This is a genomic window from Parundibacterium terreum (genome assembly GCF_014636315.1).
Classification (GTDB): Bacteria; Pseudomonadota; Gammaproteobacteria; order Burkholderiales; family Burkholderiaceae_D; genus Undibacterium; species Undibacterium terreum.
The window spans coordinates 1,088,468-1,101,404 of sequence record NZ_BMED01000001.1 but is presented as its reverse complement, the minus strand read 5'-3'; the positions used below and the strand labels follow the sequence as shown (position 1 = coordinate 1,101,404).

Genomic DNA, 12,937 nt, shown 5'->3' with positions numbered 1-12,937 from the left:
CTAAAATACAATAAAATATTTGCAAGCGGCTACTCCTTGCTGCCATCCCTGATTTGCTTTTCTGGCTTTGCAAATTGCCCATTAATCTTGCCCGGGCGATATCAGCCCAGGCATTAAATAGCCTCCGGTGTAATGTTGTGTGTCCTGCGTAGCGGCAGACACAGTCGGACACACTGATCACAGGCAGCAGCCTGGCCCTGGCGCAAGCAGGCATAGGCCGTACCGAAGTAGTGCGCCATGACGTGGGCAGCACCGGGCAGGAAGCGATACAGGTGCGGGTGGACTTTGCGCCGGGCGCGGCGTTTGGCAAACACTCGCATCCGGGGATAGAGATTGCCTATGTGCTGGAAGGCACGATGGAATATCAACTGGCAGGCCAGCCTCCCGTGACGCTGAAGGCCGGCGAATCGCTGTTCATCCCCGAGGGAACTGTACATGCGGCAAAGAATGTAGGCAGCGGCAAGGCATCTGAGCTGGCGACTTATTTTGTGCAAAAGAATAAGCAGATTGTGGTGCCGGCGGAGTAAGCGCCATGCATTAACGCGGCTGCCTAAGCATGGCGGCCTGTATGCATGGGAATTCAACAAAGACGGCCACGAGCTGAACGTGCGCGTGCAAGGCCAGCTCGTGTTTAACAGCAGCATGCCCATGCTGAGGGCCGCGCTGGCCGGATTCGGCATGGCCTGCGTGCCGGAAGACATGGTGCAGGAACACCTTGCCGCAGGCACGCTGCAAAGGGTGCTGGAAGACTGGTGCCCGGCATTCCCGGGCTACCATCTGTATTACCCAAGCCGGCGGCTCTCTTCACCGGCCTTTGTGCTGCTGGTGGATGCGCTGCGTTATCGGGGTTGAGGCGATTGAGTCCGCATATTGTGTTCTCTTGTCGAGCAATCTTACTTTTTCAATATGCCAAATATGCAAGTCTTTGATTCAACGAATTATTTTTGCGGGGCATGAAGATTGCTTAATTTGTAATTCTATTCAAAATTAGGGAGTCGCCATGAAGGTTGGACGCTTGGTCTTATTCGTTTTAGCGGCTTTTTTTGTGATGCCAGCTATCGCCAATGTTACCTATACATGGCACACCACCTCGACATCACCGTCAGTTAGTTCATTCCAGAGTCAGATAGTTGTTTCAGACTATGCCTTTTTTCAACATAGCGCGTCGATAGATTGGGAAAAGCCAGGAGACTGTAACATCTGTTCTAACGCCCCAGACAATGGGATTCTATCTATTTCGGTTTCTGTGAATGGTGCTTTGGGCGAAACCAGGCACCCAGGCGCTGCGGGCGGATTGTTTGATCATATCAGCCTGTTTTTTTATGACTCTGGATATTTGGGTGGGTCTGTCAATATTAATACTGAGTTTGTGGAGCTTATTAGCGTTGGTGGACCTGGCGGATGGGGGGTTACCAAAATTCAGGGAGATCCGTTCGGAGCTGCTGGTTGTTCAGAGAAAAGTTGTGGTGGCGTTAGCGGTTATTATTTTGCCGACACATTGCCTGTTCCTGAGCCGATGCCGCTGTTTCTTATTCTCTTGGGTGGAGTGGCAATTGTCTCCATCCGAAAACGAAAGATCATGTCAAACGCTGTAAGCTATTGAGACTGGATCAATCTGCACGGACCTAAAACCAGGTGTTGATGTTCTGGCTCGCTACGCCTGCCCGGCCTGCCGATGCAGCCAACCATTTTCCAGGAGTAAGCATGCATGCGCAAGTGAAGGAGAGCAGGACATTCGTTGCTGTGCACATGCTGTTGCTGTGCATAGTGCTGGTCGGGTTTGCCAGAAGCTTTTATCTGCGCGGCCTGTTTTTTACGCAGCCTTTGCCCGGTGCATTGCAGTTGCACGGCATTGCGCTGACATTGTGGTTTGGCATCGCGGTGCTGCAGGGCTTGCTGGTGCAGACTGGGAGGCGGGAGTGGCATGCCAAAATCGCATGGCTGGCGATTCCCATCGTCGCCGGCGTCATCCTCAGCGGAGCATGGGTCAATACCAACCTGGCCTTGCAACTGACCTCGGCCAAAGACCCTGAGAACATGTTCATCTGGGCCAACTACATGAGCCTGTTGTCCTTCGTCGCCCTGGTGGCGGCGGCTGTGATCTATCGGCGTCGCCTCGCCACGCACTACCGGCTGATGCTGTTTGCATCAATCGCCATCATCGGCCCGGCCTTTGCCCGCTTTGCTTTTTGGCCCGTGATAGGGCTGGGTCTAGGCGCCGCGCCGGCATTGGCAGTAGGGGGCATGCTGCTGCTTGTTATCCTCGCCATCTGCTACGACCTTGTCGTCCTGCGCCGGGTAAAAGCCGCAACGCTGGCGGGCCTGGCCGGTATCTTCGTGCCCTTGATCGGGGGGCTGGCGCTGGCGATTACCGGCATGGGCTACGCCTTGCTGCATCACTCTTAGCGGGGCAGGGCAGCGCCAAAGGCGGCAACTCTCCGGCGCGCAGTTGCAGCAAGCGCGTAGAATGGCGCCTTTAAAGAGGGTTTCGATATGAAAAAAACAGGAATGGCAAAGAGCGACGCCAAAAAGCTGATGGGTAAAATGGTCGCGCCGGGTGCCGCCGGTATCGGCAACGCAGGCAATGCAGCCAACGCCGCCGTGGACAAACGCGAGCAACGCAAGCGTGACCAGGCGCTGGGCCTGGTGCCGTTCGCCGTCAAGCTGAATGGCGACTTGGTGAAGCGCCTGCACGCACTGGCCACCGAGCGCGGGCTGGATTTGAACGAGACTGTTGCCGACGTGCTGGCCAAGGGCCTCGCTGCCTGATCCTGAACAAGCCCGGCCTGATCCAGGTGAAAACCGCCAAGGAGGAATTCAGATGAGCATCACCATTACCGCCTTTGAACGTTCTCCTGATGGCGGCAAGGGGCTGGCGCGTGATACGCGCGTACGCTGGGCGCTGGAAGAAGCAGGGCTGGCTTACGAGGTACGCCTTGTTCCGTTCCGCGCAATGAAGGAAGCCGAACATCTGGCACTGCATCCTTTCGGCCAGATCCCCACTTATGAGGAAGGCGATCTTGTCCTGTTTGAGACGGGCTCTATCGTGTTCCATATCGCTGAAACCCATGCGGGCCTGCTGCCGGCCGATGCCAATGCCAGGGCACGGACGATCACCTGGATGTTTGCCGCGCTCAACACAGTAGAACCGCCCATCCTGGACCTCGGCACCGCCAGGCTGCTGGAGGGTGATAAGCCCTGGCATGCAGAACGCCTGCCGCTGGTCCAGGACCGCATCCGTACCCGGCTGACCCAGCTTGCCCACCGCCTGGGTGATGCCGAATGGCTAGATGGTGCATTCACCGCAGGTGATCTGCTGATGGTGTCGGTCCTGCTCAGACTGAGGTCCTCCGGCATCCTGGACGAATACCCCACGCTGGCAGCCTATGTCGCCCGCGGCGAAGCACGGCCTGCCTATCAGCGTGCTTTCGCGGCTCAGTTGGCGGTTAACGCCAAGCCGGCGGCCGGTTGATGGTGTTTGCAAAGAAGGAAAACATGAAGCTTGAACATTACGTGCGTCGTTAGGTGGGGTGAGGAATTTGGCCAGGCATGCAGCGCAATACGCTCAGCTATCGACGCACTACAAAATATGCCTTGCAGCCTTGTGTAGATGATTGGGTAATATCTTTTTAAAAGACGGGGACATTGAATATGAAGTTTATGCTTGATACGAATGTCTTCAATCGCGTGCTGGACGAGAAAATCGATATCACGGTTTTTAATGAGCATGAGGTTTTTGCTACTCACATTCAGCACGATGAAATTCTAAAAACAAAGAATGAAAATCGCAGGGAAGCTTTATTGAAGGTATTTGCAGAAATGATTAATGTGCAGATTCCGACATCCTCTGCTGTTGCCGGAGTCTCCGTGGCGGGAGGTGCATGTGCCAGCGCAGACGCAATACTTCCTACGGAAACGGCAGCGTGGGGCACCTCAAATTGGAGGGGGGCTAAGTGGAGCAAAAACGATGGTTCTTTCGAAGATATGCGGCGTGATCTTGATGCGCTAAATAAGGGAAAAAATAATAATACCCAGGACATCCTAATCGCAGAGACTGCCTTTCGAAATGACTTGATTCTCGTGTCGTCAGACGTTGATCTATGCAAGGTAATGGATAAGCATGGTGGACAAAGTGTGAGTCCCGAAGATATTTAAACGAAATAACCAAGGGAGCTGCTATTGCACCTTGAGAGATTCTTCAAGCTCTCAAGTTAGAGTGAAGAATGCGGGCGAGGAAGCCATTCACGACCAGATGCGGTAAAGCCAATAGCTTTCTTCTTCCATCACGCGGCGCTTCAGTTCTTTGGGTGACAGTCCTGTGATCTTGCGTGTCTCGCGGCAGAAATGGGCCTGGTCTGCGTGGCCGGTAGTGGCTGCTACATCGGCCCAGGATGAGTCGCTGGAGCGCAGCATTTCGCGCACAGCGATAAAGCGATTCTCGGCGCGCCGCAAGCCCCATAGCCGCTGATACGACAGGCCGCTCCACATTTTTACCTGGCGTTCCAGTTGGCGGCCGCTGCGTACCCAGTGCGAAGCGGCCATGCGCACTGCCATGCTCTCAAAGGAGCCGCGCATCCAGTCTGCCAAGGGATTGCTGTGAGGGCGGGCAGCGGCCCAGCGCGGCTCTATAAATTCTTCAATCAGTGCGATTCGCTCGGCATGGCCGGATGCGTTCAGCACGGCCTGTGCCATGGCTTGCCACTCTGTATCAAATACCTGTGCAAAGGCCAGGCTGCGGTCGGTAAATTCGGCGATGTTCAGCCCTGTCAATGCGTGCAGGGCCTCCGGCAGCAGCACCAGTGTAAATACCTCGACCTGGCCGGGGTTATAAGACACAACAGCCTCGGTGCGAGGGCCGTTGAAGATGATGGGTACTGGCAAGACTTGCGCTACCGCCTTGTCGCCGATTTGTATGAGTTCCGCCTCGCCATGCAGGTACCAGGAGATAGTGCAAACGGAAGAGGGAGGGAAATGATTTAAACGGCTATTTGCAGGGAGTAGCGCCACGTCCCGCGTGCTGCGTGTGATGTAGGCGCGGATGCAAGACCCCAGAGAAAGCCGCGGCGCGTGCACGGCAGCATGGGTGCCGCCGGCATGGTGGAGGTTCAAACTCGCTGGTTGAGAGGAGCGCATCGGGGCATTTTACCCCATTCTCAACGCACAATTGGGGCGGTTTTGCGTGTCGAAGTCGTTCAATACAAGGAAATGCTTGTGCTGGATACTGTCCACTGGTTGCCCCTGCCCACCTTCCTACAGGACATATTCCCATGGACTTCAAGCTCTACTTTGCACCGGCGCTCTTGGCTATTTACTGCCTGTCCGAATTTTTTGTGGTGCGCCTCAAATTCTCTGGCAAGTATTCCGGGAAGAAGGACCGGGGTTCATTGTATTTGCTGATGAGCGTATTCGTGCTGAGCCTGGGCCTGGCCCGGTTTGTGAGGCTGCATGTTCCCCAAGCCCAGTCGGAAGTGCTGGAGCAAATGGCGGCGCTGGGCGTGTGCCTGTTTTTGCTTGGCTTGATAGTGCGCTGGGCCTCCATCATCCACCTGGGGCGCTTCTTTACGGTGGACGTTGCGATTGCGGCTGGGCACACCGTGGTTGACACCGGGCCGTATCGCTACATTCGCCATCCATCGTACACAGGGCTGATGCTGCAGTTTCTTGGCATAGGCATTTGCTCGGGCAATATCCTGGCGCTGTTGACGCTGATGACACCGATCTTTCTTGTTTTGCGATATCGCATCTACATTGAAGAGGCGGCCTTGTCAGAAGGGCTGGGAATGGCCTATGCAGACTACATGCGCAAGACCAGGCGATTGATCCCCTTTGTGTATTGACGCGTGGTTGATCTGGCTGCAGCAGGGCGCTATTCGCCACGGCAATGGCGAACAACAAGGCGAATGCTAAGCTAAGAGTATGCAGCCTACGATCAAGGCACAACAGGTCTTGAGAAAACGTTGGCCACATTGCCATCGGGGTCGCGCACCAGCAACGACAGATTACCCCAGGGCATACGCGTTACTGGCATCAGCACTTCCGCATTTATCTGTAGCAGGCTATTGCTCACAGCTTCCACTTCCATCACTTCAAACTCCAGGATGGCAGACCGGTTGGCAGCCGCAATTGCCGCTCCGGCGTTAAAGCGCGCGACCAACTGCTGCGAAGAGATAGCGAGTGTTGCGCCTTCAAAGCGCACTTCGGCAAAGCCATCGGCAAGCCTGGCGGGTTCTATTCCGGATAAGTGCTGGTAGAAAGCGAGAAGGGTTTCAAACTGTTCGGTAACAAGGCGAATGGAGGCAAATTTCATACTGGGTTCCGTTTCAAGAAAAAGGAACTCCAGTGTAGGGAAGGTGAATGTCAGTTTCTGTCAGTAGTGTTGATCTTTACCAGCGGCGCCCGGTGCCCATTCTACCGCTTGCCTCTACCGGCCGTGAATAATGCGCTCGTTACGGCGTTGCAGATCAAGACTATAAGCCGTAATAAGTAGGGTGCAATAGCGCAGCGTATTGCACCGAATTACGTGCTACCAGGATGCCTGGTGCGGTGATAGTCTGACCCGAATAAATTGACGATCCAAGCGGTGCAATACGCTCTGCTATTGCACCCTAAGCGACTGCTGGCGATGGCCAGACGGTATGAGCTCGCACACCGTTGAAAAAAATTTCAATTAATTGCAGATCATTTTCTATCGGTCAGGAAAAAGCGCAGCATTTCATGCGATGCATTGGGGCCTTCCGGATCTGTGTAGCTACCCATCCTGGTGCCGCCCGCCCAGGCGTGGCCTGCGCCGTGAACGGACCAATGTTCTGCGACGGGCTTACCGCTGCCATCCCGGTGGGAGGTGAGTGTGTAGGAGCGTCCGCCCGGGACCGCACCATCCATTTGTATAGCGTCGGAAAATCCGCTCGCGTTATCGGCGCTCTTCGCTCCACGCATATATTGTTGAACAATATGATCGCCGTTCTTGGGGTTGACGGTCGTATCCTTATCCCCATGAAAAACGATAATCGGGATGGACTTGAACGAAGTACTAACGCGAGGGGCGGCCGAAGTCATGCCGTTCTTCATGGCAGCTAGCGCTGAGGGCAAGTCAGTAGCCGCTCCATACGGCAATCCAGAATGGACGCCGACCCCTGCATACAGGTCAGGATATAAATTTCCCAGAATCGCCGCCATGGCGCCGCCTGCGGAGAGGCCCGCCACATAGACCTTGTCAGTGTCAATCCGGTATTCGCGGATAATTTGTCGAGTGATGCCGGCAATGATGGATGGCTCGCCCTGATCACGCTGCTGATCAACTGCTTTGAACCAGTTCCAGCACTTGGAAGAGTTATGCGCCTGAGTTTGCTGTGGATACGCGACAAAACAGTTTTTTTCGTTTGCCAACTGATTCATCCCGGTGCCGGCTGCAAAGTCCTTGGAATCCTGGGTGCAGCCGTGCAGCATCACGATCAAGGGTAATGGCTGCCCTTGATATCCATCCGGTATGAATAATTTATACGTCCGGGTTCCAGCCTTGTTGGTGAATACTTTGTCTATAAACTGCGTGGCGTCTTCAGGAACGTTGATGCCGTCCGGCTGTTCATGGTGAGGGAAGTCCCTGGCATTGTCTTTTGCCTGAACCCCAAGCTGCTCCAGCAAATCTTTGACGAATGCAGGTTGCGTACCCACCAGATTAAGCGGGTTGGTACCCAGACTCCGGAAGCCAGATAGCGTCGAATTGGGCAATGCCGACTGCAAAGGTAAATTTGGCAACTTCTTCAGCATCTCTCGCATTTGCGAAAATAGTTCCGTTTTGCGACTCATTTTTTACTCCAATACCATCTGTTCACCATCCATGTGGATGGTACATGGATTATTGCACGTAGCGTATTCAGATGCTCGATTAATTTTATGTTGCTAATTTATCTGTGAATTTAGTCAGGCTGGCCAAGCATTTTGCAAAAATCAATGCGATTCGCTTTGCTATTGCAATCTATCTGTCGTGTGCTGGAGACTTGGGCTAACGGGATATTTTTCTGAAAATTCATGGATAGGACTTAATCCCATCTGTTCACGCCGGGCATTGAGATGCTCTGGATCTTCAACTTCACCGAATACGGCTATCCCCGATTTTTGATAGTCCATTTGCGTACCGTATTTCTGCGGAAGACCTAGATCCCGCAGCATGCGATCAAGCAGAGTTGCAAAAGAATGCGCCTTCAGGTCTCCAGATTCGTATGAGATCTTCAGATTCTGAAAATACTTCAAACGGTATTCCCGGTTGCCGTGCTGAACAATCGCAAACGCGGCAATAACAGCGAGTGCCCCATGTGCCTTTTCGTTTGGCCAACCGCATCTCGTAACGATATCGTCCAAATTCAGTTGGTTAGCTTGGTCGATGGCAGCGAGTTCGCGCTTGGCGGCATCCATCTCGTTCTCGCTGATTGATCCTGGACTGAATCGGTTCTTGTCCAATAGCCCGTTGAAACGAAAGCGTATAGCCTTGTCATTCTCAAGCATGGATTCAAATTGATGCCAAACCTGTTCCGCATCACAGTCCACTTTCGCTTGTGACCACGCGAGCTTGCTAATGGATAGAACGATACAAAAAAGCAAAATAGATTTATGCATGGTGCGTAGATATGCATAGCTAAAAAAGGCGGAGTGGGTAGGGTGCAATAGCGTAGTGAGTTGCAATGAATGGGGGCTAATCTGCAAACGGTGTTTCATACACATTCTTTGTGCGCATTTCAAAGAGCTGTTCATTGGGCTGAAAATAACCGTCGCTTTTGGGTTTATCTTTCCAGGTTTTCTGGATGATGCCTTGGCCCATATCAATCTTCAACGTCTCATTTACGTTTTCGCCATTTGGATTGATCCTGACGGCAGAAAGAGATTTCGGCTCCCATGCGCGGATCTCATAGACAAATGAGTATACCGACAGGTAGGGCGATGCGGCTGGTTCGCTCTTGCGCAACTGTGTGACATCTGCAAACGATTCTGTGCAATGCATTGTCTCCCGCTTACATTGGATGTGCACAGCGTTAATTTTTCCGGCACGAGGCGCGGGATAAGCACCGGCACTCACCCAAGAGCCCCGAACGGCCACGGCATTTTTCGAGTACATCAAAGACGTCTCGCCGGTTTTAATTTCACGCCAGTCGTCAGAAGCTATAGCGTGGAGTGGAGTTACAGACATCAATAGAAATTGGAATAAAAGTGCGTTTCGATGCATTTTTTGTTTAACCTCTGTCTAAATGAGATGCTACTTTGAGGCGGTAAGCCTTAGTAGCTCAAGTGCATTGCTCTGTCGCTGTGAAGTTAGAATTAAAGCCATTCATCAGTTTCCAACAATCACGTCTCCATCTTATTGGCGATTAACATCGTCATCCGCCAGTGCTGCCGATAGCGGATGGAGCTCACAACAAATGGGGTGCAATACTCTGCGCTATTGCACCCTGCATGACTGGAATCACGCGCTGTAGATCAACAAGATAAAAATCCACCCGGCTAGACCAAGTGGATTTTGGGTTCATTTAAATCGAGGCTTACGAGAACCCGGTGCTTATATCCAAAGAGATTGTCAACGACGCTGCGCATAAAACCAGGAAACAGTAAAAAAGGAAAGGCCACATGCAAGCCAAGCAGCCATGGCCGAAAAGGTTTGCCTTTCCGCATCTCGATTCCATTCGCTCACTCTTTGTGAATGACGTAGTCGTCCATTTGTAGCCGCTCTATCTCTACCAGGGTTGCAGCAGGCAATTCCCTTTTTAATGAATAGGTGTTGTTAGTCATGTTTGCTATTGGGCTTAGAGCGAAGCGCTTTGTTTTCTGTGTTCATATCGAAAATAAAGAGATAAGTATTGGGTAAAAATTTTTGGGAATGGTCGCCATCATTTTTTTAGAATGTTCCAATTCATTGGAAAGTATGATGTTTCATGATCTCCTGAATACCTTGTATGTCAGTCGCCGAATTTATTTTGAAAGGGCTTGCCTCTGAGCTGCATATTAGCAAGCTACGCCCGTCGGGCCCGATCCATTGCATGCCGGCGTTGACTTTTACGACCATGCCGGCTGTTTTTGGCGCTTCACCCAATGCTGCAGAACATTGTAGGGAATTAGGGCCGGAGCCTAAAAGTTGGCCATGATTTTCGACTGCCTCTTGCCACTCTTCGCGCCAAATCTGCACGGTGCTTGCTACCGCAAGCGGTTCGTCGAGTTCAATCCATTCAAACTCGTAGTCCGGCGGAAGCTGATACAGGCTGATAGGAAAAACCTCGAACCACTTTCCCACGCACACTTCGCTCGTGGCAAAGGCAATCACTTCATCGGTGTCAAGAAGAAGGGCGACGAAGCTGTATTGTGCGACGTATGCTCGAACGACGCGTCCAGCCAGCGATGGTGGCTTATTCAAAAAATTCACAACCTGTGCGTAGGTCATTTTTGGGTTGTCGATATCGGTAAAAAGGGCAAGGGATCTGGGGAGCGGTAATGTTGAAACTAGCTTCGACCGGCCGCTGCTGGCCGACCTCGGCTTCCTTGCCTAAGCGAAGAAGGCCACGATTTCCTTATCATCCATCACCATATGGTCAGTGATGTGAAACACGTCATTGATCCATTCATGGGCAAGCGCCTCTTTTCGGTCGAGTATTCGTCCAAGGAAAGTCTCATGACTCCAGGGAGAATCCGCTGCATCAACCATGCCGACTTGGAAGTTGTCGCCATTCAGCCAAATCCGGACTGGGAAGGCCACTCTGGCTTCAGGGCCGACCTCGTCGTTGCCCCATTCGCCCAAGCTGATGATGCCGCGGAGATGCTTGTCGTCATGGCCGCGCGTAAATTGTGCAAAATAGACTGCAAAAGCATCGTCATCCTGGTATACAAATCGCGTCAGTCTGGTGATGGTATTTTGGCAGCATTTACAGACTGACTCATGGGGTTCCTCAAATTCAATTCGCAGCATTTGACTATTCCGAATGTAGTGACATGTGGATTGATTCCAGCGAAGCGCGTGTTGCTTGCCGCGATGCAAAGGTAAAACCGGATTGGCATGAATCTATCGAATGCCACTTGATGTCAATCAGACTGCACGCAAATGCATGGTCAAGTTTTAGCTGGCTTATGGTTTCTTGGACCGCGTGGTCTACCGCAGAATTATAGTTTTCTCCCTCCGGCCATGTGACAAGAGAGGTGAAGTGATATTCGCCAGCGCGCTCGAATGCGAGGGTAACGCACCCATGTATACCTCGCGGGCCTACGTTACGATGAATTTCGCAAGTGGCCGATGCGTAGGCAGGACGTTGTGGGTTCATTTGAGAGGGCGATTTTGAGTAGCGAATGACGTATCCTGCCACACAAAAGTTGGCAAAGAAACATCAGTTGGGAAGCTTAGTTGCATCGGTAGCCTGCAACTGAAACGCCCATAAGCCAGTCGCAAAAAGGGGATTCTGAATGTGGAGCCAGAATTTCATTTGCAAGTGCCTTCGATATACGATTTAACGACGGCGATGGCATCGCAAAGCGCAGCATCATTTTGGTAGCATATCTCGCCGTTTTCCAAAGTATCATCGGCGATTGAGATCTGCATATCGAAACTATCGCGAGGCAAGTGGCCCGCGTGGGTCGAGAAAGAAAAAAGAAAACGCGGACAAATTTGCAAGCGGAATCCTAGTGCATCGTCCTCCGGCCCAAACCCGCCTACGAATGAAAGTCCGTCTTGTACACCTTCGAGCTGGCGTACACCGGCAACGAGACGAGAAAGCGATTCATAAGCGGTCATTCGATTTTCTTGAAGGTGGATATTCAAAGGTGCGCGCCTCATTTTTCTGATAAGCGCTTGAGGTACTCGCGTACTTTTTCTTCAAATTGATTGAGGTACTGAAGGTAATGTCCTTCTTTGTCCAGCCTGTGGGCTTGGGCTACTTCCTTCAAAATTTTGTTGCATTGTTCGTCGCTTGCTCCGTGCATTCCATAGAGAATTCCTGCCGGCCATTCATGCTCGCTAAATCGGAACCAATTGATTTTCCGTTGAAGTAAATCCATTCTTGTTTCATCGGATTCCGGACACAACGAATACAACAGCTCCAATAATTGAAGTTCGGTTTTTCCATCCACTTGTTCCCACAACATCTTGGATTGATAGAGATTCTGCATAGTCCGCGCTAGCCATTTGATACACCATGCATTTGAGTTGCGATAGCCTTCAACCAATACTGGAAATATGATTTCCTGGTAAATTTCATGTCGTACCTTGTGGCCGGAATATTCGTTTTCAAGATAATCCCTTGCCCATTCTTCTCTTTCCTGGAGAGACGAAAATGAAGAAATGAAAACATTCAGTGCAGATGTGGCTTCTGCCTTCCTTCCTGTTTCTTTGGCTTGTAAAAACTGACTGTATGAGGATGTGTCCATTTAACCTACGAATTCTTCTATTCTGAAATGCCTGCTCCTGGCTGGCTGCTACTACTCCAAAGCAGGAGGGGTGTTTAATGATGTCGCTTTATAGCCTGGGCAGAACTATCGCCGATAACATTATTAACCATATCACGCCAATCGCGCATAGTTGTGCAATAAAATCTCGCCTGACCTGTGCTGCCAGTCGCTCTATTTCTGGGTCGCCATATCCCACAAAAAAATTAGTCCGGATTCGCTTGAGTTGTGTTCTTTCAAAAGGGTTTGCAGAATTTCCATCCATCCCTTTTGTAGAGTTCAGTTCCGACATCGCATCTTCAGCGATAGCCACCAAACGGCACAACTCAGCAAATCGAAAGTAACCGGTTGTTCCCTTCCACAAGGCTATCGTTAATGATAAAACCAGGATTCCTATAATAAGCGTCAACATTTCGGATTTTTTTGCGGAAGATGATTCATCAATGCCAGTCGCAAATTCGGTAAATTTTTCTGTTTTATGCCTGATGTACTAGGCATGAAATGGATTTTCATACGTACCACTAAA

General features: G+C 51.6%; 18 protein-coding genes. 8 read left to right on the top strand and 10 right to left on the bottom strand.

Annotation, left to right across the window (positions count from 1 at the left end; genetic code table 11):
• The first annotated feature begins 230 nt into the window (after window positions 1-230).
• The 7 genes from IEW12_RS05170 (at window position 231) to IEW12_RS05140 (ending at window position 4,155) form a co-directional block, all read left to right on the top strand.
• Window positions 231-527: a cupin domain-containing protein gene (locus IEW12_RS05170; protein ID WP_229750929.1), complete on the top strand. Its 297-nt coding sequence runs from the start codon at window positions 231-233 to the stop codon at window positions 525-527.
• Window positions 508-852 carry a LysR substrate-binding domain-containing protein gene (locus IEW12_RS05165; RefSeq protein WP_308789113.1) on the top strand — a complete coding sequence of 115 codons (345 nt, stop codon included), beginning with the start codon at window positions 508-510 and terminating at the stop codon, window positions 850-852. The genes IEW12_RS05170 and IEW12_RS05165 overlap by 20 nt, the downstream gene beginning before the upstream one ends.
• A 148-nt stretch (window positions 853-1,000) precedes the next feature.
• Entirely contained in the window at window positions 1,001-1,603 is a 603-nt protein-coding gene (locus IEW12_RS05160) for a PEP-CTERM sorting domain-containing protein (RefSeq protein WP_188564875.1), read from the top strand.
• Window positions 1,604-1,704: 101 nt separating this feature from the next.
• Window positions 1,705-2,406 (top strand): hypothetical protein, encoded by a 702-nt coding sequence (locus IEW12_RS05155; protein ID WP_188564874.1) that lies wholly within the window; start codon window positions 1,705-1,707, stop codon window positions 2,404-2,406.
• An 87-nt stretch (window positions 2,407-2,493) separates the two neighbouring features.
• A complete protein-coding gene (locus IEW12_RS05150; RefSeq protein WP_188564873.1) occupies window positions 2,494-2,769 on the top strand; it encodes a hypothetical protein in 276 nt (91 codons plus the stop codon).
• Between the two features lie 52 nt (window positions 2,770-2,821).
• On the top strand, window positions 2,822-3,472 hold the full coding sequence (locus IEW12_RS05145; protein WP_188564872.1) for a glutathione S-transferase family protein: 651 nt from the start codon (window positions 2,822-2,824) through the stop codon (window positions 3,470-3,472).
• A 179-nt stretch (window positions 3,473-3,651) separates the two neighbouring features.
• Window positions 3,652-4,155, top strand: a complete 504-nt coding sequence (locus IEW12_RS05140) for a hypothetical protein (RefSeq protein WP_188564871.1) — start codon at window positions 3,652-3,654, stop codon at window positions 4,153-4,155.
• Window positions 4,156-4,242: 87 nt separating this feature from the next.
• Here the strand turns inward: IEW12_RS05140 and IEW12_RS05135 are convergent, their stop codons facing one another.
• Window positions 4,243-5,109, bottom strand: a complete 867-nt coding sequence (locus IEW12_RS05135; RefSeq protein WP_188564870.1) for an AraC family transcriptional regulator — start codon at window positions 5,107-5,109, stop codon at window positions 4,243-4,245.
• Window positions 5,110-5,267: 158 nt separating this feature from the next.
• Between IEW12_RS05135 and IEW12_RS05130 the strand changes: the two genes are divergently transcribed.
• Entirely contained in the window at window positions 5,268-5,837 is a 570-nt protein-coding gene (locus IEW12_RS05130) for a methyltransferase family protein (RefSeq protein ID WP_188564869.1), read from the top strand.
• A 92-nt stretch (window positions 5,838-5,929) separates the two neighbouring features.
• Here the strand turns inward: IEW12_RS05130 and IEW12_RS05125 are convergent, their stop codons facing one another.
• The 9 genes from IEW12_RS05125 to IEW12_RS05085 all read right to left on the bottom strand — a co-directional run bounded on the left by IEW12_RS05125 (window position 5,930) and on the right by IEW12_RS05085 (window position 12,823).
• Entirely contained in the window at window positions 5,930-6,307 is a 378-nt protein-coding gene (locus IEW12_RS05125) for a VOC family protein (RefSeq protein WP_188564868.1), read from the bottom strand.
• 371 nt (window positions 6,308-6,678) lie between these two features.
• Window positions 6,679-7,767, bottom strand: a complete 1,089-nt coding sequence (locus tag IEW12_RS05120; RefSeq protein WP_229750928.1) for an extracellular catalytic domain type 1 short-chain-length polyhydroxyalkanoate depolymerase — start codon at window positions 7,765-7,767, stop codon at window positions 6,679-6,681.
• Window positions 7,768-7,965: 198 nt separating this feature from the next.
• Window positions 7,966-8,712: a DUF6624 domain-containing protein gene (locus IEW12_RS05115; protein ID WP_188564866.1), complete on the bottom strand. Its 747-nt coding sequence runs from the start codon at window positions 8,710-8,712 to the stop codon at window positions 7,966-7,968.
• A complete protein-coding gene (locus IEW12_RS05110) occupies window positions 8,690-9,217 on the bottom strand; it encodes a hypothetical protein (protein ID WP_188564865.1) in 528 nt (175 codons plus the stop codon). Before IEW12_RS05110 ends, IEW12_RS05115 begins: the two co-directional genes overlap by 23 nt.
• 681 nt (window positions 9,218-9,898) lie before the next feature.
• Complete coding sequence (locus tag IEW12_RS05105; protein ID WP_188564864.1) at window positions 9,899-10,423, bottom strand: hypothetical protein; 525 nt, start codon at window positions 10,421-10,423, stop codon at window positions 9,899-9,901.
• Window positions 10,424-10,525: 102 nt separating this feature from the next.
• The gene (locus tag IEW12_RS05100) at window positions 10,526-10,945 is read right to left on the bottom strand and encodes a hypothetical protein (protein ID WP_188564863.1); all 420 of its coding nucleotides are present in this window, start codon (window positions 10,943-10,945) and stop codon (window positions 10,526-10,528) included.
• Between the two features lie 504 nt (window positions 10,946-11,449).
• Window positions 11,450-11,761, bottom strand: a complete 312-nt coding sequence (locus tag IEW12_RS05095; protein ID WP_188564862.1) for a hypothetical protein — start codon at window positions 11,759-11,761, stop codon at window positions 11,450-11,452.
• 38 nt (window positions 11,762-11,799) lie between these two features.
• Complete coding sequence (locus tag IEW12_RS05090; protein ID WP_188564861.1) at window positions 11,800-12,393, bottom strand: hypothetical protein; 594 nt, start codon at window positions 12,391-12,393, stop codon at window positions 11,800-11,802.
• A gap of 88 nt (window positions 12,394-12,481) precedes the next feature.
• Window positions 12,482-12,823, bottom strand: coding sequence for a hypothetical protein (locus IEW12_RS05085; protein ID WP_188564860.1), 342 nt, complete (start codon window positions 12,821-12,823; stop codon window positions 12,482-12,484).
• Window positions 12,824-12,937: the final 114 nt, after the last annotated feature.

What these genes read in the sequence shown, in the direction of transcription:
- IEW12_RS05160 (WP_188564875.1), top strand. Translation starts at nt 1,001, where the DNA reads ATGAAGGTTGGACGCTTGGTCTTATTCGTTTTAGCGGCTTTTTTTGTG.
- IEW12_RS05155 (WP_188564874.1), top strand. Translation starts at nt 1,705, where the DNA reads ATGCATGCGCAAGTGAAGGAGAGCAGGACATTCGTTGCTGTGCACATG.
- IEW12_RS05150 (WP_188564873.1), top strand. Translation starts at nt 2,494, where the DNA reads ATGAAAAAAACAGGAATGGCAAAGAGCGACGCCAAAAAGCTGATGGGT.
- IEW12_RS05145 (WP_188564872.1), top strand. Translation starts at nt 2,822, where the DNA reads ATGAGCATCACCATTACCGCCTTTGAACGTTCTCCTGATGGCGGCAAG.
- IEW12_RS05140 (WP_188564871.1), top strand. Translation starts at nt 3,652, where the DNA reads ATGAAGTTTATGCTTGATACGAATGTCTTCAATCGCGTGCTGGACGAG.
- IEW12_RS05130 (WP_188564869.1), top strand. Translation starts at nt 5,268, where the DNA reads ATGGACTTCAAGCTCTACTTTGCACCGGCGCTCTTGGCTATTTACTGC.
- IEW12_RS05125 (WP_188564868.1), bottom strand. Translation starts at nt 6,307, where the DNA reads ATGAAATTTGCCTCCATTCGCCTTGTTACCGAACAGTTTGAAACCCTT.
- IEW12_RS05120 (WP_229750928.1), bottom strand. Translation starts at nt 7,767, where the DNA reads ATGCTGAAGAAGTTGCCAAATTTACCTTTGCAGTCGGCATTGCCCAAT.
- IEW12_RS05115 (WP_188564866.1), bottom strand. Translation starts at nt 8,712, where the DNA reads ATGAAACACCGTTTGCAGATTAGCCCCCATTCATTGCAACTCACTACG.
- IEW12_RS05110 (WP_188564865.1), bottom strand. Translation starts at nt 9,217, where the DNA reads ATGCATCGAAACGCACTTTTATTCCAATTTCTATTGATGTCTGTAACT.
- IEW12_RS05105 (WP_188564864.1), bottom strand. Translation starts at nt 10,423, where the DNA reads ATGACCTACGCACAGGTTGTGAATTTTTTGAATAAGCCACCATCGCTG.
- IEW12_RS05100 (WP_188564863.1), bottom strand. Translation starts at nt 10,945, where the DNA reads ATGCTGCGAATTGAATTTGAGGAACCCCATGAGTCAGTCTGTAAATGC.
- IEW12_RS05095 (WP_188564862.1), bottom strand. Translation starts at nt 11,761, where the DNA reads ATGACCGCTTATGAATCGCTTTCTCGTCTCGTTGCCGGTGTACGCCAG.
- IEW12_RS05090 (WP_188564861.1), bottom strand. Translation starts at nt 12,393, where the DNA reads ATGGACACATCCTCATACAGTCAGTTTTTACAAGCCAAAGAAACAGGA.
- IEW12_RS05085 (WP_188564860.1), bottom strand. Translation starts at nt 12,823, where the DNA reads ATGTTGACGCTTATTATAGGAATCCTGGTTTTATCATTAACGATAGCC.